Source organism: Kribbella flavida DSM 17836 (genome assembly GCF_000024345.1).
Taxonomy (GTDB): domain Bacteria; phylum Actinomycetota; class Actinomycetes; order Propionibacteriales; family Kribbellaceae; genus Kribbella; species Kribbella flavida.
This window is the reverse complement of the sequence record NC_013729.1, coordinates 2,449,599-2,467,476: the sequence shown is the minus strand read 5'-3', so window position 1 is coordinate 2,467,476 and position 17,878 is coordinate 2,449,599. Positions and strand designations below refer to the sequence as shown.

Below are 17,878 nucleotides of genomic sequence, written 5' to 3'. Positions count from 1 at the left end.
TCCGGGTCAGCCGAAGACGATGTTCAACGCGACGGTCAGGGCGAGCGCGATCCCGGCCAGCAGGGTCGGCTTGCGGTACCAGCCGTGGTCGCCCTCCTGGGCTTCCTCGGTCCGGTCGGCCTTCGGGGTCAGCGAGTACACCAGCCCCTTCAGCTCCTCGTCCGACTTCGGCGTGGTCCGCAGGCTGATCAGCACGCTGAGCAGGATGTCCACCACGAACGCCGCACCGGCACCGACGAAGCTCGCGCCCTGCCCCGGCAGGTTGATCACGCCGGTCTCGGAGAGCACGAACACCGCGACCGCGGTCGCCGTACCGCTGACCAGACCGACCCAGCCGGCCGTCGCGGTCATCCGCTTCCAGAACATGCCGAGAATGAACGTGGCGAACAGCGGCGCGTTGAAGAACGAGAACAGCTGCTGCAGGTAGTCCATCAGGTTGCTGTAGCCGGAGGCGATCGCGGCGGTGCCGATCGCGACCACCGTGCCACCGACGGTCACCCAGCGGCCGGTGCGCAGGTAGAAGTCGTCGCTGCGGTCCTTGACGATGTACCGCTCGATCAGGTCGTAGGTCATCACGGTGTTGAACGAGCTCAGGTTCGCCGCCATGCCGGCCATGAACGAGGCCAGCAGACCGGTGATCGCCAGGCCGAGCATGCCGTTGGGCAGCAGGTCCCGCATCAGCAGCAGCAGCGCGTCGTTGTAGGTCACCGAGTCGCCGGTGCCCGACTTGACCGCCTGCAGCTCCGGCACCGCGACCGCGGCGATCATGCCGGGCACGATGACGATGAACGGGATGAACATCTTCGGGAACGCGCCGATGATCGGGGTCCGCCGGGCGGCCGACATGTTCTTGCTGGCCATCGCCCGCTGCACCTCGACGAAGTTCGTCGTCCAGTAGCCGAACGAGAGCACGAAGCCGAGTCCGAAGACCAGTCCGATCACCGACAGGAAGCTGCTGTCGAACCCGCTCAGCTGGTTGCCCGGCCAGGCGCTCAGCTGCTCGGAGCCGGCGTTCGGCGCGACGGTGATCTTGTCCACCAGGCCCTGCCAGCCGCCGACCTTGTGCAGGCCGACGATGGTCAGCGGCAGCAACGCGGCGACGATGACGAAGAACTGCAGCACCTCGTTGTAGATCGCCGCCGACAGGCCGCCGAGCGTGATGTAGCTGAGCACGACGACCGCCGCGACGATCACCGACACCCAGATCGGCCAGCCGAGCAGCACGTTCACGATCGTGGCCAGCAGGAACAGGTTCACCCCGGCGATCAGCACCTGGGCGACGGCGAAGCTGATCGCGTTCACCAGGTGCGCGGGCTTGCCGAACCGGCGCAGCATGAACTCCGGCACGCTGCGGACCTTCGAGCCGTAGTAGAACGGCATCATCACGACGCCGAGGAACAGCATCGCCGGAATCGCGCCGATCCAGAAGTAGTGCACGGTGGGCATGCCGTACTGCGCGCCGTTGGCGGACATGCCCATGATCTCGATCGCGCCGAGGTTGGCCGAGATGAAGGCCAGCCCGGTCACCCAGGCCGGCAGCGACCGGCCGGACAGGAAGAAGTCCAGGCTGTTGGAGACCGCGCGTTTGGCCAGGTACCCGATGCCGAGCACGAAGACGAAGTACAACGCGATGATGAGGTAGTCGATCGCCTGGGCATCCAGCCTCAGGATCGATTCTTGCGCGAGCATCGGCCCTCCGCATCTATGACGCAAGGTGGTGTTACCGGTGGGGAACGTTACTCCTGGTTTCAACCACAGTCCCGGCGACCCGCGCCCCGGCGTTTCTCCACCTCGCTGTCCACCCGGGGCTGGTGCTCCGGCGACCTCCGCCGGTCTAATCTCGCGGCTATGAGTGCCTGGTCCGAGCTGAGCGGTCTGGCCGGACGCCACGGCCTGCCCGCCGGCCGGGGCCTGCTCGCCCGGTTGCTGATCACGATCGTCGCGATCGGCGTGCTGGCGTCTTCGACCCCGGCCGAACCGTGGGCGTGGGCCGTGCTCGCCGTCGGTTTCGGCGCGTTCGTGCTGGGCACGTTCCTGATGACCAGCCGCGCGCTGCTCTCCCTCGGCCTGCTCGCGTACGCAGCGCTCAGCGCCTCGGTGATCACCGGCATGCCCGGGTCGAACGCGCTGGTGCTGATGCTGGTCGGGATCACCGACATCGCGGTGATGACCTTCCCTCGCACGCCCCGGCTCCGGCGCAACCTGCCGCTGCTTGCCGTCGGCATCGGATGCGTCGCCGGCCTGGTGGCGTCGGCCGCATGGTTCGGCCGGTCGGAGAGCTGGTTCTTCAGCCAGCTGCTCTGGATGGCCGTGCTCGTCCTCTTCGGTCTCAACCGCCGGTACGACGAGGTGCGGGCGCAGCAGACGGCCGAGCTGCTGGAGCAGACGCGGCTGGCGCAGCGCGAGCACGCCCGGGCGGCGGCGCTCGACGAGCGGACCCGGATCGCCCGCGAGTTGCACGACGTGCTCGCCCACTCACTCGGCGCGCTGAGTGTCCAGCTCGAGGTCGCCGAGGCGCTGCTGGCCGAGCGCGGCGACACCGCGGGCGCCCTGGAACGGGTCCGGCGGTCGCGCCGGCTGGCGGTCCAGGGGTTGACCGAGGCCCGGAACGCCGTCGCCACGCTCCGGCAGGACGACGTACCGGCTCTGCCTGAGGCTCTCGCCGCGCTGACCGAGCAGCACCGGAAGGACCATGGCGCCGAGGCGCGGTTCGGCGTCATCGGCGTGGCCCGGCCGCTGGACCCAGGGGTGGTGGTCGCGCTGCTGGGCACCGCCAGGGAGGCGCTGACGAACGCCGCGCGCCATGCTCCGGGGCAGCCGGTCGAGGTGGGCCTGGAGTACCGGCACGCGGTCGTCCGGCTCGGTGTACGGAATGCGCTGGCGGCCGGCCGGAAGCCGAGCGAGCCGGTCGGGTACGGCTTGGCGGGGATGCGGGAGCGGCTGGCTCTGGTGGGTGGGACGCTGACGGCGGGGGCGAAGGGCGGGGACTGGGTCGTGCTGGCGGAGGTGGGCTATGAGTGAGCGGGTCCGGGTGGTGGTGGCGGACGATCAGCAGGTGGTCCGGGAGGGCCTGGTCGCGTTGCTCGGACTGATCGACGGCGTCGAGGTCGTCGGGGCTGCCGCCGACGGCGCCGAGGCGGTTCAACTGGTTGCCGAGCACAACGTCGACGTGGTGCTGATGGACCTGAAGATGCCGGTGCTGGACGGCGTGCAGGCGACCGCGCGGCTGACCGCGGACAACCCCGAGGCGGCGGTGCTGGTGCTCACGACGTACGCCGACGACGCCTCGATCGCCCAGGCCCTGCGCGCGGGTGCCCGGGGGTATCTGACGAAGGACGCCGGCCGGGTGGAGATCGGCGCGGCCCTGCGTGCGACGGCGGCCGGCCAGTCGACCTTCGATCCGGAGGTGGCGCGGCGGCTGGTGGCCGGTTTGTCACCGGCGCCGGCCGGGAGCAAGGACGGGCTGACCGCGCGGGAGACCGAGGTGCTGCGGCTGATCGCGCAGGGACTGAGCAACGGCGAGATCGCCGGCCTGCTGTTCATCGGCGAGGCGACCGTGAAGACGCACATCAACAACACCTTCGCCAAGATCGGCGCCCGGCACCGCGCCGAGGCCGTGCGCTACGCCTACCGCCACGGCATCGCCGAGGCCTGAGGCCGGTCCGCGAAGGTCAGACGGTGAGCTCGGCGACGACCGGGCGGTGGTCGCTGCCGGTGGGGTCCATCACCCAGGCCTTGGTCGGGGTGACGCCACGGACCATGATGTGGTCGATCCGCGCCATCGGGAACTTCGCCGGCCAGGTGAAGCCGAAGCCCTGCCCGGCCGCGCCCTGCGCCGACCGCAGGCCCGCCGTGACCGGCGCCAGGCTGCGGTCGTTCGCGGTGCCGTTGAAGTCGCCCATCACCACCACGCCGGCCAGCTTCTCGCCGGCGATCTGCTGCCCGAGCTGCTTGATCGTCTCGTTGCGCTGGTTGGAGGTGAAGCCGCTGGTGCCGATCCGGACCGAGGCCAGGTGGGCGACGTAGAAGGCGACCTTGCCCTCCGGCGTACTGACCTCCGCGCGCAGCGCGCGGGTCCAGGCGAAGCCGACGTCGACCGACGCGCTCTCCTCGACCGGGAACTTCGACCACAGCGCGACGGTGCCCCTGGTCACCACGTGCGGGTACGTCGCGGCGAACTGCTTCTTGTAGACCTTCAGGTCGGCCGAGGTGATCTCCTCCAGCGCCATCACGTCGGCGTCCGCCGCGAGCAGCTGCTGCGCCGTCCGGGCCGGGTCCGGGTTGGCCGCGTCGACGTTGTGCGACAGCACCCGCAGGTCGTACGGGCCGCCGCCCTTGCCCGGGATCAGCAGGTTGCCGAACATCAGCCCCCAGACCACCGCCGGGACCAGCAGCGCGACCCCGGCCGTCGCGGACCGGCGTACCAGCGCCGCCACCGCCAGCACCGGGACGGCGAGCCCGACCCAGGGCAGGAAGGTGTCCAGCAGGCTGCCGAGGTTGCCGATCGAGTTCGGGACGTGGCGGTGGAACAGCAGCGGCAGGGCGGACAGCACCGCGAGCACGGCGATCAGCCGGCCACGGCGCCACTTGCCCCCAGTGCGGCTCCGGCGGGCGGGACCACGCGGCGGGCGTTCGGCGAGAACGGTCTGGCGGTCGGACATGACAGTGATTGTTGCGGACAGCCGCTCCGGACCAAAGTCCGTGACACGTAAGGGGCGGGTAATTCATTCGATGGGACGACGAAGCAGCGCTGCGGCGACGCCGATCGGAGGACCCGCGGACCGAAATGACCAGCCGGTGGTCACCCCCTCGATCGCGCGGCGCACGGACCCGGCCGGACCGCGATCCTTGCCATCGGCAACATCAACCGCCGGCGACGGCGAACCGGACTCCGGCGGCTGCCGGCGCCGGACACGGTCAGCCCTGGCGCCTGGCCCCCACAGCGCCGACAATGCCGGTATGCCGCAGACCGAGACCGACGCCGCCCAGTCGTTCGTGGTGCGCAGGAGCCGCTGGGAGACCAGCGTCGGCCTGCTCTACCTGGGCCTGGTCGTCTTCGGCCTGATGGTGCTGCTGACCATCGGCTGCGTGGTGTTCGCCCTGGTCCGGGACGAGCCGGTCCGGGGGCCGCTGGAGGCCGTCTGGCTGTCGCTGGGCGGGATGCCGCTGATCTTCGCGGTCGGGCTGCCGGTCCTGCTGGGCGTCGGCTGGGTGACCACGGCCGAGTCGCGGCACGAGGACGACAGCGAGGACGTGCTGCTCGCGCTCGACAGCGAGGGCGTCTACCTGGGCGGCGACCAGCCGCACCAACTGCCTTGGGACCAGGTGCACGGCATCTGCCGCGTCGAGCGCCGGGACGTCGGCCCCGACGGCGACGAGGCGTGGCACGCGCACCTGATCGTGCTCAAGCACCCGGACGCCGAACTGCCCCGGTTGTCGAAGAACTGGGGGCCGTCCTGCGACTGGCCCGGCGGCCTGCTCACCAAGACCCTGTCCTTCGCGGAGCTGGAAGCCGCCGTCGCCCGGTACGCGCCGCACGTCGCCGTCACCGACCGCGGCCGCGTCGCCGGCTGAGGCGGCCGCGCCCGATCAGCTCTTGGTGGTGAGCAGCTTCTCCAGGTCGGCCAGCGTGGCCTGCGCGCCGATCGGGCCGAGGCCGAGGAACCACACCTCGTCGTCGACCCGGGCGACATGACCGGCCTTGACCGCCGACAGCGACTTCCACAGCGCGCCGTTCACGACGGTGTTCTCGGCCGTGGTCTCGGGCTTGCCGTAGCTGGAGTAGAAGATCCAGTCGCCGTCGGCCTGGCCGATGTTCTCCTGGGAGATCTCCAGCGCCAGCTCCTGGATGTCCTGCACCTTGGGCCGCGGCAGGCCGATGTCCTTGAGGATCACGCCGATGAACGACAGGTTGCCGTACAGCCGGATGTCGCCCGGCCGGAACCGGACCAGTGAGATCGTGGGCGACCCCTCGACCTTGTTCTTCACCTCGGTGGCCCGCTGCTGGTACGCGTTCAGCAGCTCGGTGGCCTTGGCCTCCTCGCCGAGCGCGTCGGCGACCAGCAGGAAGTCCTCCTTCCAGGGGAACCCCGGCCGGATGCTCATCACCGTCGGCGCGATCGCGCTGAGCTTGGCGTACAGGTCGTTGGCGCGCAGCTTGCTGCCCAGGATCAGGTCCGGCTCGAGGTTCGCGATCGCCTCGAGATTCAGCTCGGTGACGCCGCCGACCGTCGAGATGCCCTGCGCCTTGCCGGCCAGGTAGCTCGGTACGCCGCTCTGGCCCGCGGTGGTGGCCATCCCGACCGGGGTGGTGCCGAGCGCGAGCACGCCGTCCAGCTCGCCGCTGTCGAGCACCACGACCCGCTCGGGCTTCTTCTCCAGCGTGGTCTCGCCGAGCGCGTGCTTGACCGTGCGCGGGAAGGCGCCGTCGGCGGCGTCCGAGCCGAGCTTCGCGGTCTCCGCGTCGGCGGTCGAGAACAGCCGGCCGCCGGTGGCCACCTCGGTGTCCCCCGGTCCGGAGTCGGCCTGCGAGCCGCCGTCCCCGCCGCCACAGCCCGCCAGGACGACGGCCACCGCGAGCGCGCCGCCGAGGGCGAGCTTGATCCGGCTCTTCATGCCAGTTGCCTTTCTCCGGACAAATCGTCGGTCGAGGCTACATCGAGGGCGGTAAGGCATACCTAACGGGTCAGCCTTCGGCCAGCAGCTGCTCGAACGACAGCGGCACCGCGAACGGGTCCGCCACCCGGGCCGGCTCGCGCTGGGCGATCGCGCGGGCCAGCTGCACCGCTGCCCGGTCGATCCGCCGGGCCAGGGACTCGCCCGCCTCCTCGCCACCGGCCCAGTCCTCAGGTCCGGCGAAGACGCCGGTCGGCACGACGGTCGCCCGGAGGTAGGAGAACAACGGCCGCAACTCGTGGTCCAGCACCATCGAGTGCCGCCCGGTGCCTCCGGTCGCGGCGACCAGGACCGGCTTGTCCACCAGCGCCTGGTCGTCGAGCACGTCGAAGAACATCTTGAACAGCCCGTTGTACGACGCGCTGAACGTCGGCGTGACCGCGATCAGCCCGTCGGCCGCGGCGACCCGCCCGAGCACCGTCTCCAGGTCCTCGGAGGGGTAACCGACCAGCAGGTTGTTCACCAGCTCGTGCCCGTGGTCGCGGACCTCGATCACCTCCACCTCGGTGTCGATGCCCAGCGTCGTCAGCTCCCGGACCGTCGCGGCAGCCACCCGGTCGGCCAGCAACCGGGTCGACGAAGGCTGCCGCAGCCCGGCCGAGATCACCACCAGCTTGCGAGTCATCACCGCACCTCCTCAACGCTCTGCGGACCACCCACCGCGGCGAGGCTCGCCGCCTTCAGGGACTCGTGCGTCGGAGCTTCCGGTACGTGCGCCGGCCGCCCGACCGCGAACTCCTTGCGCAGGACTTCGGTGATCTCGCCCAGCTGGTCGATCTGCTCCAGCACGGTCCGGTGCGGAAGCCCCAGGCTGTCGACGTTGAACAGCTGCCGCTGGTAGTCGCCGGCGGCGTACTCGCGGAACTGCAGGATCCGCTCGGTCACCTGGTCCGGGCTGCCGACCAGCAACGCGGTGTCCCGCACGGTCTCCTCCAGCGAGGGGCCGCCGCCGTAGATCGGCGACGCGTCGTAGTACGGCCGGAACTCGCGGATCGCGTCCTGCGAGTTCTTCCGGACGAACAGTTGCGCGGCGAGCCCGACGATCGCCTGGTCGGCCGGCCCGTGCCCGTAGTGCTCGAACTGCTCCCGGTACAGCCCGACCATCTGCCGCACGTGCCGCTTCGGCCAGAACAGGTTGTTGTGGAAGAACCCGTCACCGTAGAAGGCCGCCTGCACGGCGATCTCCGGGCTGCGGATCGACCCGTGCCACACGAACGGCGGTACGCCGTCCAGCGGCCGCGGCGTCGAGGTGAACCCTTGCAGCGGCGTCCGGAACTTGCCTTCCCAGTCGACCACGTCCTCGCGCCACAACCGGCGCAGCAGCGCGTAGTTCTCGACCGCGAGCGCGATGCCGTCCCGGATGTCCTTGCCGAACCACGGGTAGACCGGGCCGGTGTTGCCGCGACCCATCATCAGGTCCACCCGGCCGTCGGCCAGGTGCTGCAGCATCGCGTAGTCCTCGGCGATCTTCACCGGGTCGTTGGTGGTGATCAGCGTCGTCGACGTGGACAGCATCAGCTTCGACGTCCGCGCCGCCACGTAGCCGAGCAGGGTGGTCGGCGAGGACGGCATGAACGGCGGGTTGTGGTGCTCACCCATCGCGAAGACGTCCAGGCCGACCTCCTCGGCCCGCTGCGCGTACTCGACCACGGCCTTGATCCGGCCTGCCTCGGTGGCCTGTCGCCCGCTCACGGGGTCGCGCGCCACGTCGCCCACCCCGAAGATCCCGATCTGCATGTCCGGTCGCCACCTCTCGTCGCACACTGTTCCCTTGGTTGACATGTCAACCGAAGGAGTGGCGCCACTATTCCCGGACCTCCGGACTTGCCCGGGGGCGTCAGGACGACGCGGCCAGCACCTCGGCCAGCTCGATCCGGCGGCGCTCGGTGGCCGAGCGGACCGCCGCCTCGACCATCGCCAGCGACGCGACGTTGCTGCGCGCGTCGGACTGCGCCGGGGCACCACTGCGCACACACCCGACGAACTCGGCCAGCGAGCCGGCCGTCTGCTCGGGCTGGTCACCGACCGGGACCGCGGCGACGGGATCACCGGTCACCGGGGCGTTGTCGCCGTCCCACAACGCGGTGCCGTGCTCGCCGCTCACCCGCCAGCGGCTGTTCCACGACGTCTCCTGGCCGGGGGCGCACCAGCTGCCGTGGAAGACGAACCGAGCGCCGCCGGGAAACTCGAAGATCGCGGTGGCGGCCGCGTCACCGGCGTACCAGCTCCAGCCGGGGTTGTACGACTCGCAGTACACGCCGACCGGGTCCGATCCGAGCAGCGCGCGGGCCGCGTCGAACTGGTGGATGGCCATGTCGACGAGCAGCGGGTACGGCATCTCCTCCCGGAAGCCGCCGAAGTGCGGTGCGCGGGCGAACTCGCAGGACACGCTCGCGATCCGGCCGAGCTCGCCGGCCGCGGTGCGGAGCGCGGCGAACTGATTCAGGTACCGCCGCGACTGGCTGATCATCAGCAACTGGCCGGTCTGCTCGGCAACGCCCGCGATGTACTGCGCGTCGGCGACCGTCGGCGCGATCGGCTTCTCGCACAGCACCGGCAGCCCTGCCCGCAGCGCCTCCTCGTTGACCGCGTTGTGCGCGGCCGGAACGGTGACGTTGACGACGGCTTGGGCGCCGGTGGCGTCCACCAGCTCGGACAGTGAGCGAGCGATCGGCACCAGCGCGGCCAGCTCACTCTCGCTCGCCTGCTGCGCCAGGCCGAGGTCGAGATCGACCAGGCCGACCAGCTCGGCGTCCGGTGAGGCGGCGATCGTGTGCAGCCAGGTACGGCCCATCGCACCGGCACCGACCTGGAGGATGCGCAGCGGCTCAGCCACTGAAATCTCCGACCGCGTGCCGGCGCAGCTCGGGAGCCTTGCGGGCGGGCCGGTCCTGGTGGGCCCAGGCGACGCCGTTCGCGATCACCCTGCGGACGGCCTGGTGGTGGTAGACCGGGTACTCCTGGTCGCCCGGCGAGAAGTAGAAGATCCGGCCGTGCCCCCGGCGGAAGGTGCAGCCGCTGCGGAACACCTCGCCGCCGCTGAAGTTGCTGACGAAGACCAGTTCGTCGGGCACCGGGATGTCGAAGAACTCGCCGTACATCTCCTGCGCCTCGATCTCGATCGGCTGCGGCACGCCCTGGGCGATCGGGTGCGTCGGGTCGACGGTCCAGACCAGCTCCCGGTCCCGCTCGTTGCGCCAGCGCAGCGAGCAACTCGTGCCCATCAGCCGCTGGAAGATCTTCGAGTAGTGCCCGGAGTGCAGCACCACCAGCCCCATCCCGGCGAGCACCTGCTGCTGGACCCGCTCGACCACCTCGTCGGCGACGTCCCCGTGCGCCAGGTGTCCCCACCAGACCAGTACGTCGGTAGCGGCCAGCACCTCGGCGGTCAGGCCGTGCTCCGGCTCGTCCAGCGTGGTTGTCGCGACCGTCGCGGCGGCGCCCAGGTTCTGCTCGATGCCCTGCTTGATCGTGGTGTGCATGCCGTCGGGGTAGATGGCGGCGACGCTAGCGTCCCGCTGCTCGTGCCGGTTCTCGCCCCAGACGAGGACGCGGACGGGGTCGGTTCCGGGCATGGCGGACTCCACTCCTGGAGGCGGCGGGCGGCAGTGGTGATACGGACGGTAAAACGGTTAACCTGAGCCTAGCCGCGACCGCGGCCACCATGTCAAGACCTGTCCGGGAGTACTGCGTGCCGACGGTTCGCGATGTCGCCGAACGGGCCGGGGTGTCGATCGCCACCGTCTCGTTCGTGCTGAACGGCAGCAAGCCGGTCACTCCGGCGACCCGGCAGCGGGTCGAGGCGGCGGTCGCCGAGCTCGGCTACCACCGCAACGAGCTGGCCCGGGCGCTGGCCAGCCGGAAGACCCGCATCCTGGCTCTGGCGCACCCGACCGCGGAGCACCGGTTCGGCAGCTCAACCACCGACTTCATCACCTCCGCGGCCCGGGCCGCCCGGGCTCGCGGGTACCACCTCGTGCTCTGGCCGATCGACACCGACGGCCAGGAGATCCACGACCTGCTCGGCCAGGGCCTGGTCGACGGTGTGGTGCTGATGGAGGTGAAGCTCGACGATCCCCGGGTCGACGCGCTCGCCGCCTCCGGTACGCCGTACGCGCTGATCGGGCGGACCCGTGATCCGGCCGGGCTGGTCCACGTCGACATCGACTTCGACCGCTCGGTGGCCGACGCGCTGGACCATCTGCAGGACCTGGGCCACCGCGAGATCGCCTTCGTCACCGCCGAACGGCCCGGGTACGGCCCGAAGGTCAGGTCGGAGGCGGCCTATCGACGGTTGTGCGCCGAGCGCGGACTCGAGCCGCTGCTGCTGGAGTGTGCGCCGACCGCGCCGGCCGGTCAGGGCCTGATGCCGCGGCTCGTCGAGCGCGTGACGGCGGTGATGCTGATGAACGAGTACGCCGCCTTCGGCGTACTGACCGGCCTCGCCCGCGCGGGTCTCGGCGTACCGGACGATCTGTCGGTGCTGTCGTTCACCTCGCCGGACATGGGCGCGCTGGCGGATCCACCGTTGACCACGTCGCACTCCCCCGGCGCTGAGCTGGGCAGCCTCGGCGTGCACGCGTTGATCGACCAGCTGGAAGGGATCGAGCCCTCGGCGCCGCGCCTGGTCCCGTGCACGTTGGTCCCGGGTCAGTCGACGGCCAGACGGCCGTGAATGTGCGCGTCGTGCCAGCCGTCCGCGTGCAGCATCGATCCGCGCAGGACGCCTTCCACGGGGAAACCCGCTGCGGTGGCGACGCGGCAGGACTGCTCGTTCTGGGTCGAGTGGTCGATGGTGAGGCGGTGCAGCTTCAGCGTGGTGAAGCACCACTCGGTCAGCACGCCGACAGCCCGCACGGCGAGACCGCGACCCCGCGCTTCCGGTAGCAGCCAGTACGAGAGGTGGGCCTTGGCTTCGGCGAGGTCGATCCCCCGCAGCCCGATCTGGCCCAGGGCGCGGTCCTGCTCGTCGACGACCGCCCAGCTGGCGGCCTCCTCGTCGGCCCAGCGACGCGGCCACTGGGCGATCCAGCCGAGCGCCTCGTCGTCGTCATCGATCCGCAGGACGTGCCAGCGCTGGATCTCCGGACCCGCGAAGGCCCGCCGGACGGCTGGAGCGTCGCCTTCGTGCCAAGGTCGCATCCCGGTCAACCGGGGTTGTTCCAGCTCCCGCAGCGTCCCGGCGGCCAGGGCGGGCTGGGTCAGCATCGGCATGGTCGAAAGTATCCCCGACAGGCCCTAGGGCGTGTTGATCGATTCCCTGCAGTCGCGAGCAGGTGCCCGGTGCGGTGGCTCGGCGTGCTGGAGTGAAGGCCTCGATGTTTTTCCATCGTGGCCTTTGCTCCAGTGCGGCGAGGTGCCGTGCCGGGTGCCGCGCAGCACGCAGGGAATCGATCAACACGCCCTAGGCGCGGGGGACGCCGGTGCGCGAGAGCTGGCGCTCGACGGTGCTGAGGTTGAAGGTACCGGCGTGCCGGCCGTTCCACAGCTCGGCCATCACCATGTTCACCCGGAAGACCTGCTGCAGCGGCTCGATCGCGACCAGCTCGTCGGCGGTCAACGGCATGCCCAGATCGGCCGCCGCCTCCTGATAGCCCATCAGCAATCCAGGAGACCGGTGCACGCGGGCGATCACCAGCTCCCAGCTCCGGCTGTCGCGATGCGTGAGGTCGAAGTCGATCACCCCGTCCAAGGCGCCGTCCTCGCCGAAGTGCAGGTTCCACTCCGCGAAGTCACCGTGCACAACCGTCTGCGGCAGCTCGAGCAAGCCGTACTGCGCGACCAGTCGCTGGCCGTTCGCCATCGCCGCGTCGGCCCAGTCGGCCAGGTCGGGGCGTACTTCCCTCAAGGCACGGACGCCGAGATCCCAGTCCTGGAAGTCACCCATCGCCGGCAGGTCGCAGCCCTGGAAGAAGCCTGGCCGCTGCCCCGGGTCCAGCCCGCGCAGATCGGCGTGCAGCCGGGCGAGCAACCCGCCGCGCTCGACCTGTTGCGGCGGAGTCTCGTCGCGATGCGGGCAGCCCGGCACGAAGCGGGTTGCCGCCCACCAGCGTCCGTCGTACCGGATCGGGCCGGCGACGGTGGTCGGCACGTTCCAGCCGTGAGCTGTGAGGTGGGCGAGGACTCGCGCCTCGAAGGCAAGGTCCTGCTCGGTGCGGAGTACGTGGTAGCGACGAAGTACGACGGGCTGCCCGTCGCCGGTCCGCAGGAGCCAGTTGCCGTTGCCGGGATGCGCCGGATCGGTGCCCTGCATCGCCGTCGGCCTCGCGCCGGACAGTCCGAGCTCGGCGGCGACGTCGTCCGCGGCGGTGGGCATCCGGCCATTATCGGGGTGCGACGGGCTCGGCGCACGGTGATAATCGGCGGCATGGACCTGCGGCTGCGCGCGATCGAGGTGACCGACGGCGTGGACGCCGTCCGGGCCGGCTTCACTCCCGAGCTCGTTGCCGTCGACAACGAGGTTCTGGTCGGTTGCGGAGCGCTGCGCTGGTGGGACGAGTCGGACGGGACCCGGCTCTACCTTCTGCTCGGCTGGGTCGAGCCCGTACTGCGCGGACGTGGCTACGGCCGCCGAATCCTTGCTCAGCTGGAAGATCGAGCCCGGGAGCACTTCGCCTGCCACCCTGCGGACGTGACGCCGATGTTCGGCGGCAACACCCGCGACGACGACCCCACGGTCGAGGCGTTGCTGCGTGCCGCCGGCTACCACGTCGCCTTCACCCGGGTGCAGCTCACGATGGAGCTCGACGCCGCGCCGATGGTCGACCTGCCGGCCGGGGTGGAGCTGCGGGCCGCCTCGGAGCAGGACCACCGCGCGGTCTTCGAGGCGAACGCCGAGGTGTTCAGCGACCGCTCGCTGGGCTACGTGCAGGACAGCTTCGAGGAGTTCGAGCGTGAAGCGGCCGAGGACTTCGGCGACCACGAGCTGTGGACCCTGGCGTACGCCGGCGACCGCCTGGTCGGCTGGGTGATCAGCGCGATCGAGGAGGATGGCGTCGCCGACACCCCGTGGGTCGGCGTCCGTCCGGACTGGCGCCGCCGCGGCCTCGCCTCCGCCCTGCTCCGCGCGAACCACGCCCAACTGCTCGATCACGGCGTTCGCACCACCGGCATCTGGACCCTCGAGGAGAACCCCACCGGCAGCGTCGCGCTCTACGAGTCCCTCGGCTACCGCCCGGCGGCGCGGCAGCCGAGGTACCGCAAGGAGTTCTAGTCGACGATCGCCCCGCAGGTCAGGTTGAGGACGGCGCCGGTCATCGCGCCGGCGTGGTCGGACACCGCGAAGGCCGCGGTCCGGGCCACCTCGTTCAGTTCGGGCAGCCTGCCGAGCGCTGTCCCGTCGATCAAGTGCTGCAGGCTGCCGTCGTCGGGGTTCACCCACTCCGGGTGGGTCTGGGGCGTGAAGTTGGGTCGCAGCGCGACCACGCGCACGCCGTACTTGCCGATCTCGCCGGCCAGCGACCGGGTCAGGCACTCGATGGCCGCGCAGGCGAGGCTGAAGCCGCCCATCTCGAAGCCCGACTCCCGGGCGGCCGACGACGACAGCATCAGGATCACGCCGCTGCCCTGCGCGGTCATCCGCCGCGCGGCCGCCGTCGCGGTGACGAAGTTGGTCCGGGCCGCGTCCTCGACCGGCCGGACGAAGTCCTCGACCGACATCGCGGTCAGCGCGACGTCCTGGGTCTCCCGGACGCTGACAGCGTTGCAGCAGATGTCGATCGGCCCCTCGACGGACGCGACGTGGCCGGCGACCGACTCGGCGTCGTACGCGTCGACGACGGCCGTGGACGCCCAGCCGCCGGCGGCGGTGATGTCGGCCGCGACACGTTCCAGCTTGGCCGCGGTGCGCCCGGCCAGGTACACCCTGGCGCCCTCGGCGGCGAACGCGCGGGCGAAGGCCCCGCCCATCGCGCCGCCTCCGCCGTAGACGATCGCGGTCTTGTTCTCCAGCAACATGGCCCTGCTCCTTCGTCGATCCCGGAAACACTTCTCACCCGGGGACGAAGCCGGCCCGACGATCTCGACATCGCGCAGACCTGACCCGACCATCACGGGGGAACGGCCGGGCCAGGCTACCTGCGATGGTACCTGTCGAAGGCTGCCTCAAGGTGTCGATCCTGAGTGGTTTCGCGCTGACCGGCCAGCGCGGCGGCACTGTCGCTGAGCCGGATGGCGTCCACAGTGGCGTACCGGAGCCGGCGGGGTTCACGACTCCAGGCAGTGAGCGGGCAGCCGCCGATCCGCACTGTGCGTGGTGGCTGCCGTTTGCTCCGGACCTGCGCCGGGCACCGGATCCCTGGCGGTGCGTTTGTGCCGCCGTGAGGCTTCACGCTAGGAGGCGTGTCATGGGTATCGGTGCGGGAATCTTCCTGCTCGCGGTCGGCGGCATCCTGTCCTTCGCGGTGTCGGACCGGATCAGCGGCGTCGACCTCACCATGGTCGGCTACATCCTGATGGGCGCCGGCGCCATCGGCCTGATCCTGGCCGTGGTGCTCAACAGCCAGCGCTCGCGTTCGTCCCACACGACGGTCGTCGAGGAGCGCCGCGCCCCCCGGCTGTAGGCCGCAGCCTTCGTCCAGCTCTGGTGGGCCTGCCTCAGGTCGCCAAAACAGCCACCACACCGGCCCCCCGTTGTGACGGTACCGTCACACTGATATATCTTGAGACAGTACTGTCGCAAGGGAGCCGCGTGCCCAGCAACCGCATGCAAGAGCTTGGAACCGCTGTCCGCGTCGAGCGCAGACGGCGCCAGCTCTCGCAGGCTGCAGTGGCCGCCGCCACGGGCGTCTCCCGCGAGTGGCTCAGCCGGCTCGAGAACGGCGCGCCGCGGCTGGAGGCGGACAAGGTCCTGCAGGTGCTGGACTTCCTTGGTGTTGCCGTCGTACGACCCGAGGAGCACCCGACCCGGGCCGACATCGCCAAGGCGCAGAAGGTCGCCTGGTCGATGGAACTGGAAGCGCAACCGCTCACCGAAGAAGGCTTCCAGAAGGTGCTGCGCAAGGTCGTTCAGCACCGATTGACTCGCTCGACCGCGTGAGCCACGCCGACCTGGGAGGCGACGAGGACGGTCAGACTCCGGTCGACGCCGACGATGCGCAGTACCTGACACCGGAGTACTCGTTCATCCGCACTCGCGGCGAACTGAACGACGCGGAGGCCTCCACATCGTCGACGCCGTGCTGTGGCTCGACGACGCGGTGACCTCGCCCGACGCCCTACTCAGCCAGAGCTTCCTCCGGGAACTGCAGCGGCGGATGTTCGCTGACGTGTGGTCCTGGGCCGGGCAGCTGCGGCAGCGGGACACCACCATCGGGGTCCGGCCGGCCCACATTCAGAAGCAACTGCAGGCGCTGCTGGGCGACGTCGCGTACTGCATCGAGCACGGCATGGACGACCGGACCGAGACTTGTGTTCGCTTCCACCATCGGCTGGTCTTCATTCATCCGTTCGTGAACGGCAACGGACGTCACGGCCGACTGGCCGCCGGGTCCCTGGCGGCCGTTCTTGGCTGCGACGACCTGACCTGGGGTGCACGGCGGCGGCCGCCCAGCGGCCGAGGCTCGCCAGGAGTACTTGACGGCGCTTCGCGCGGCAGACCGAGGTGACTACACGCTGCTGCTTGCCAGTGCTGTCGGCTGACGCATCCGGTACCGCGACGTACTGTGAACGGATGACCAGACCCTCGGAGCACGCCACAGCGCAGTACGCGGGATCGGACGCGCGGCTGAGAGCGCGGATGGCCGTGCACGAGTACGGGACCAATCCGCAGAACTGGTTCGCCTGGCTGGCCGAGCGGCTCGACGTGCGCGGCGACGTCCTGGAAGTCGGCGCGGGCACGGGCAAGCTGTGGAGCGAGGTCCCGTACGACGGGGCGCGGCTGACGCTGACCGACTTCTCGGAAGCGATGTGCGCGGAGCTGCGTCGGGTGCCGCGCGCCGTCGTCAGGCAGGCCGACGCGACGGATCTGCCGTTCGACGACGCGAGCTTCGACCTCGTGATCGCCAACCAGATGCTCTACCACCTCGACGACCCGTCGGCAGCCTTGGCCGAGTTCGCGCGCGTGCTGCGGCCGGGCGGACGACTGGTTGCCGCAGTCAACGGGCAGGACCACATGGACGACCTGCGTGCTCTCGGCCGGGTGATCGGCCGTCCCGGGCTGATCCGCGGTCTGGTGATGAACGACGTCGTCGCGGAGACGGTGGGCCCGCTGGTGGCGGAGCACTTCAGCGACGTCGCGGTCGAGCGCTATCCGTCCGACCTGCAGATCCCGACGGTCGAGCCGGTGCTGGACTACCTCAACAGCCTGACCACCTCGTCCCTCACCGCCGACGAGCAGGCGGCAGTGCGGGACGTCGTACAGACTCGGATCGATGCCGACGGCTACTTCTTCGTCCGCAAGCACGTCGTCCTGGTCACGGCCCGCGGCTGAATCACCAGCGCAGGTCGCACACCACCGCCTGGTGGTCCGACGGCGTGATCCCGTCCACGGGGTCCCCCGCGAGCTGTGCCTGGGTCACCTCGACCTCCTGGGAGAACGTGCCCGGGCGGTAGAAGATGTGGTCGATGCGCTGGTCCCGCAGGTCCGGCCCGGCTTCGTCGGGAGACGTGATCGCGTCCGGATCACCGGTCCAGGCGTCGCGCAGTACGTCGTAGAGGGGGCCGAGCACGCGACTGGTCGGACCGGCGTTCAGGTCGCCGGCCACGATCACCGGCGCGTCTCCGTCGTACGCCGGATCGGTGGCGAGCTCGGCCAGCAACCGCGTCTGCGCGATCCGGTCGTCGGTGAACGCCGGCTCGTACTCCAGGCACGACGTGACGACGTGCAGCGTGACCTGCGGGTGATCCAGCGACGCGACGACCGCGACCGGCTCGAGCTGCCGGTGCCGCGCCGGCATCGTACGGACCTTCCAGTCCGCGATCGGCCAGCGACTGAGCAGCCCCATGCCGAGGCTGACCGGGTCGTCGCCGCGCGCGATGTCGGTCTCCGGCGGGTAGGACGGACCGGCGTACCGGCAGTGCATGCCGAGCTGCTCGGCCAGGGTCTCGACCTGCTCCGGCCAGGCTTCCTGCACCGCGACGACGTCGGGGCCTACGGCACGCAATGTCGCCAGGATCGCCTCTTGACGGTCGACCCACTGCGGGCCGAACCGCCACCAGAGGTTCCAGGTCATCACTCGCACGGTCGTCGCGCTCATACCTCAAC

The 17,878-nt window shown here is 70.4% G+C and carries 21 protein-coding genes; 10 read left to right on the top strand and 11 right to left on the bottom strand.

The features are described from left to right. Positions 1-6: 6 nt before the first annotated feature. Complete coding sequence (locus KFLA_RS11705) at positions 7-1,689, bottom strand: sodium:solute symporter family protein (protein WP_012919997.1); 1,683 nt, start codon at positions 1,687-1,689, stop codon at positions 7-9. Positions 1,690-1,848: 159 nt separating this feature from the next. Here KFLA_RS11705 and KFLA_RS11700 point away from each other — a divergent pair, with 159 nt between their 5' ends. Continuing rightward, positions 1,849-3,021 (top strand): sensor histidine kinase, encoded by a 1,173-nt coding sequence (locus KFLA_RS11700; protein WP_012919996.1) that lies wholly within the window; start codon positions 1,849-1,851, stop codon positions 3,019-3,021. Further along, a complete protein-coding gene (locus KFLA_RS11695; RefSeq protein ID WP_012919995.1) occupies positions 3,014-3,655 on the top strand; it encodes a response regulator in 642 nt (213 codons plus the stop codon). Before KFLA_RS11700 ends, KFLA_RS11695 begins: the two co-directional genes overlap by 8 nt. A 16-nt stretch (positions 3,656-3,671) precedes the next feature. On the opposite strand, the gene KFLA_RS11690 is transcribed toward KFLA_RS11695, so the two are convergent. Then, positions 3,672-4,661: an endonuclease/exonuclease/phosphatase family protein gene (locus KFLA_RS11690; RefSeq protein WP_012919994.1), complete on the bottom strand. Its 990-nt coding sequence runs from the start codon at positions 4,659-4,661 to the stop codon at positions 3,672-3,674. A 298-nt stretch (positions 4,662-4,959) separates the two neighbouring features. Here KFLA_RS11690 and KFLA_RS11685 point away from each other — a divergent pair, with 298 nt between their 5' ends. Continuing rightward, positions 4,960-5,574: a hypothetical protein gene (locus tag KFLA_RS11685; RefSeq protein ID WP_012919993.1), complete on the top strand. Its 615-nt coding sequence runs from the start codon at positions 4,960-4,962 to the stop codon at positions 5,572-5,574. Between the two features lie 15 nt (positions 5,575-5,589). On the opposite strand, the gene KFLA_RS11680 is transcribed toward KFLA_RS11685, so the two are convergent. From KFLA_RS11680 to KFLA_RS11660, 5 genes are all read right to left on the bottom strand, one after another. Further along, positions 5,590-6,615 carry an ABC transporter substrate-binding protein gene (locus KFLA_RS11680; protein ID WP_012919992.1) on the bottom strand — a complete coding sequence of 342 codons (1,026 nt, stop codon included), beginning with the start codon at positions 6,613-6,615 and terminating at the stop codon, positions 5,590-5,592. A gap of 70 nt (positions 6,616-6,685) precedes the next feature. Beyond that, positions 6,686-7,300 (bottom strand): FMN reductase, encoded by a 615-nt coding sequence (locus KFLA_RS11675; protein ID WP_012919991.1) that lies wholly within the window; start codon positions 7,298-7,300, stop codon positions 6,686-6,688. Then, positions 7,300-8,412: an LLM class flavin-dependent oxidoreductase gene (locus KFLA_RS11670; protein ID WP_012919990.1), complete on the bottom strand. Its 1,113-nt coding sequence runs from the start codon at positions 8,410-8,412 to the stop codon at positions 7,300-7,302. Before KFLA_RS11670 ends, KFLA_RS11675 begins: the two co-directional genes overlap by 1 nt. 100 nt (positions 8,413-8,512) lie before the next feature. After that, the gene (locus KFLA_RS11665; RefSeq protein WP_012919989.1) at positions 8,513-9,511 is read right to left on the bottom strand and encodes a Gfo/Idh/MocA family protein; all 999 of its coding nucleotides are present in this window, start codon (positions 9,509-9,511) and stop codon (positions 8,513-8,515) included. Continuing rightward, complete coding sequence (locus tag KFLA_RS11660; RefSeq protein WP_012919988.1) at positions 9,504-10,250, bottom strand: ThuA domain-containing protein; 747 nt, start codon at positions 10,248-10,250, stop codon at positions 9,504-9,506. The genes KFLA_RS11665 and KFLA_RS11660 overlap by 8 nt, the downstream gene beginning before the upstream one ends. Before the next feature lie 116 nt (positions 10,251-10,366). Between KFLA_RS11660 and KFLA_RS11655 the strand changes: the two genes are divergently transcribed. Continuing rightward, a complete protein-coding gene (locus KFLA_RS11655) occupies positions 10,367-11,350 on the top strand; it encodes a LacI family DNA-binding transcriptional regulator (RefSeq protein WP_012919987.1) in 984 nt (327 codons plus the stop codon). Here KFLA_RS11655 and KFLA_RS11650 read toward each other — a convergent pair. Together KFLA_RS11650 and KFLA_RS37400 are read right to left on the bottom strand one after the other, a co-directional pair. Continuing rightward, a complete protein-coding gene (locus KFLA_RS11650; protein WP_012919986.1) occupies positions 11,326-11,889 on the bottom strand; it encodes a GNAT family N-acetyltransferase in 564 nt (187 codons plus the stop codon). The genes KFLA_RS11655 and KFLA_RS11650 overlap by 25 nt on opposite strands. A gap of 190 nt (positions 11,890-12,079) precedes the next feature. Beyond that, the gene (locus KFLA_RS37400) at positions 12,080-12,991 is read right to left on the bottom strand and encodes a phosphotransferase enzyme family protein (RefSeq protein WP_012919985.1); all 912 of its coding nucleotides are present in this window, start codon (positions 12,989-12,991) and stop codon (positions 12,080-12,082) included. Between the two features lie 51 nt (positions 12,992-13,042). Here KFLA_RS37400 and KFLA_RS37395 point away from each other — a divergent pair, with 51 nt between their 5' ends. Further along, a complete protein-coding gene (locus KFLA_RS37395; protein WP_012919984.1) occupies positions 13,043-13,888 on the top strand; it encodes a GNAT family N-acetyltransferase in 846 nt (281 codons plus the stop codon). Here KFLA_RS37395 and KFLA_RS11635 read toward each other — a convergent pair. After that, positions 13,885-14,631: an SDR family NAD(P)-dependent oxidoreductase gene (locus KFLA_RS11635; protein WP_012919983.1), complete on the bottom strand. Its 747-nt coding sequence runs from the start codon at positions 14,629-14,631 to the stop codon at positions 13,885-13,887. The genes KFLA_RS37395 and KFLA_RS11635 overlap by 4 nt on opposite strands. Positions 14,632-15,020: 389 nt before the next feature. Here KFLA_RS11635 and KFLA_RS11630 point away from each other — a divergent pair, with 389 nt between their 5' ends. The 5 genes from KFLA_RS11630 (at position 15,021) to KFLA_RS11615 (ending at position 17,104) form a co-directional block, all read left to right on the top strand. Then, positions 15,021-15,236, top strand: a complete 216-nt coding sequence (locus KFLA_RS11630; RefSeq protein WP_012919982.1) for a DUF6458 family protein — start codon at positions 15,021-15,023, stop codon at positions 15,234-15,236. Positions 15,237-15,379: 143 nt separating this feature from the next. Next, complete coding sequence (locus tag KFLA_RS11625) at positions 15,380-15,712, top strand: helix-turn-helix domain-containing protein (protein ID WP_083792839.1); 333 nt, start codon at positions 15,380-15,382, stop codon at positions 15,710-15,712. Further along, positions 15,709-15,876, top strand: coding sequence for a hypothetical protein (locus KFLA_RS37900; RefSeq protein ID WP_158307273.1), 168 nt, complete (start codon positions 15,709-15,711; stop codon positions 15,874-15,876). The genes KFLA_RS11625 and KFLA_RS37900 overlap by 4 nt, the downstream gene beginning before the upstream one ends. Beyond that, positions 15,852-16,280 (top strand): mobile mystery protein B, encoded by a 429-nt coding sequence (locus tag KFLA_RS11620; protein WP_049797317.1) that lies wholly within the window; start codon positions 15,852-15,854, stop codon positions 16,278-16,280. The genes KFLA_RS37900 and KFLA_RS11620 overlap by 25 nt, the downstream gene beginning before the upstream one ends. 65 nt (positions 16,281-16,345) lie before the next feature. Further along, positions 16,346-17,104 carry a class I SAM-dependent methyltransferase gene (locus tag KFLA_RS11615; protein ID WP_012919980.1) on the top strand — a complete coding sequence of 253 codons (759 nt, stop codon included), beginning with the start codon at positions 16,346-16,348 and terminating at the stop codon, positions 17,102-17,104. A 1-nt stretch (position 17,105) separates the two neighbouring features. On the opposite strand, the gene KFLA_RS11610 is transcribed toward KFLA_RS11615, so the two are convergent. Next, the gene (locus tag KFLA_RS11610) at positions 17,106-17,870 is read right to left on the bottom strand and encodes an endonuclease/exonuclease/phosphatase family protein (protein WP_012919979.1); all 765 of its coding nucleotides are present in this window, start codon (positions 17,868-17,870) and stop codon (positions 17,106-17,108) included. Positions 17,871-17,878: the final 8 nt, after the last annotated feature.

Coding starts and splice junctions, on each gene's coding strand:
- KFLA_RS11705 (WP_012919997.1), bottom strand. CDS start 1,689: ATGCTCGCGCAAGAATCGATCCTGAGGCTGGATGCCCAGGCGATCGAC.
- KFLA_RS11700 (WP_012919996.1), top strand. CDS start 1,849: ATGAGTGCCTGGTCCGAGCTGAGCGGTCTGGCCGGACGCCACGGCCTG.
- KFLA_RS11695 (WP_012919995.1), top strand. CDS start 3,014: ATGAGTGAGCGGGTCCGGGTGGTGGTGGCGGACGATCAGCAGGTGGTC.
- KFLA_RS11690 (WP_012919994.1), bottom strand. CDS start 4,661: ATGTCCGACCGCCAGACCGTTCTCGCCGAACGCCCGCCGCGTGGTCCC.
- KFLA_RS11685 (WP_012919993.1), top strand. CDS start 4,960: ATGCCGCAGACCGAGACCGACGCCGCCCAGTCGTTCGTGGTGCGCAGG.
- KFLA_RS11680 (WP_012919992.1), bottom strand. CDS start 6,615: ATGAAGAGCCGGATCAAGCTCGCCCTCGGCGGCGCGCTCGCGGTGGCC.
- KFLA_RS11675 (WP_012919991.1), bottom strand. CDS start 7,300: ATGACTCGCAAGCTGGTGGTGATCTCGGCCGGGCTGCGGCAGCCTTCG.
- KFLA_RS11670 (WP_012919990.1), bottom strand. CDS start 8,412: ATGCAGATCGGGATCTTCGGGGTGGGCGACGTGGCGCGCGACCCCGTG.
- KFLA_RS11660 (WP_012919988.1), bottom strand. CDS start 10,250: ATGCCCGGAACCGACCCCGTCCGCGTCCTCGTCTGGGGCGAGAACCGG.
- KFLA_RS11650 (WP_012919986.1), bottom strand. CDS start 11,889: ATGCCGATGCTGACCCAGCCCGCCCTGGCCGCCGGGACGCTGCGGGAG.
- KFLA_RS37400 (WP_012919985.1), bottom strand. CDS start 12,991: ATGCCCACCGCCGCGGACGACGTCGCCGCCGAGCTCGGACTGTCCGGC.
- KFLA_RS37395 (WP_012919984.1), top strand. CDS start 13,043: ATGGACCTGCGGCTGCGCGCGATCGAGGTGACCGACGGCGTGGACGCC.
- KFLA_RS11635 (WP_012919983.1), bottom strand. CDS start 14,631: ATGTTGCTGGAGAACAAGACCGCGATCGTCTACGGCGGAGGCGGCGCG.
- KFLA_RS11630 (WP_012919982.1), top strand. CDS start 15,021: ATGGGTATCGGTGCGGGAATCTTCCTGCTCGCGGTCGGCGGCATCCTG.
- KFLA_RS11625 (WP_083792839.1), top strand. CDS start 15,380: ATGCAAGAGCTTGGAACCGCTGTCCGCGTCGAGCGCAGACGGCGCCAG.
- KFLA_RS11615 (WP_012919980.1), top strand. CDS start 16,346: ATGACCAGACCCTCGGAGCACGCCACAGCGCAGTACGCGGGATCGGAC.
- KFLA_RS11610 (WP_012919979.1), bottom strand. CDS start 17,870: ATGAGCGCGACGACCGTGCGAGTGATGACCTGGAACCTCTGGTGGCGG.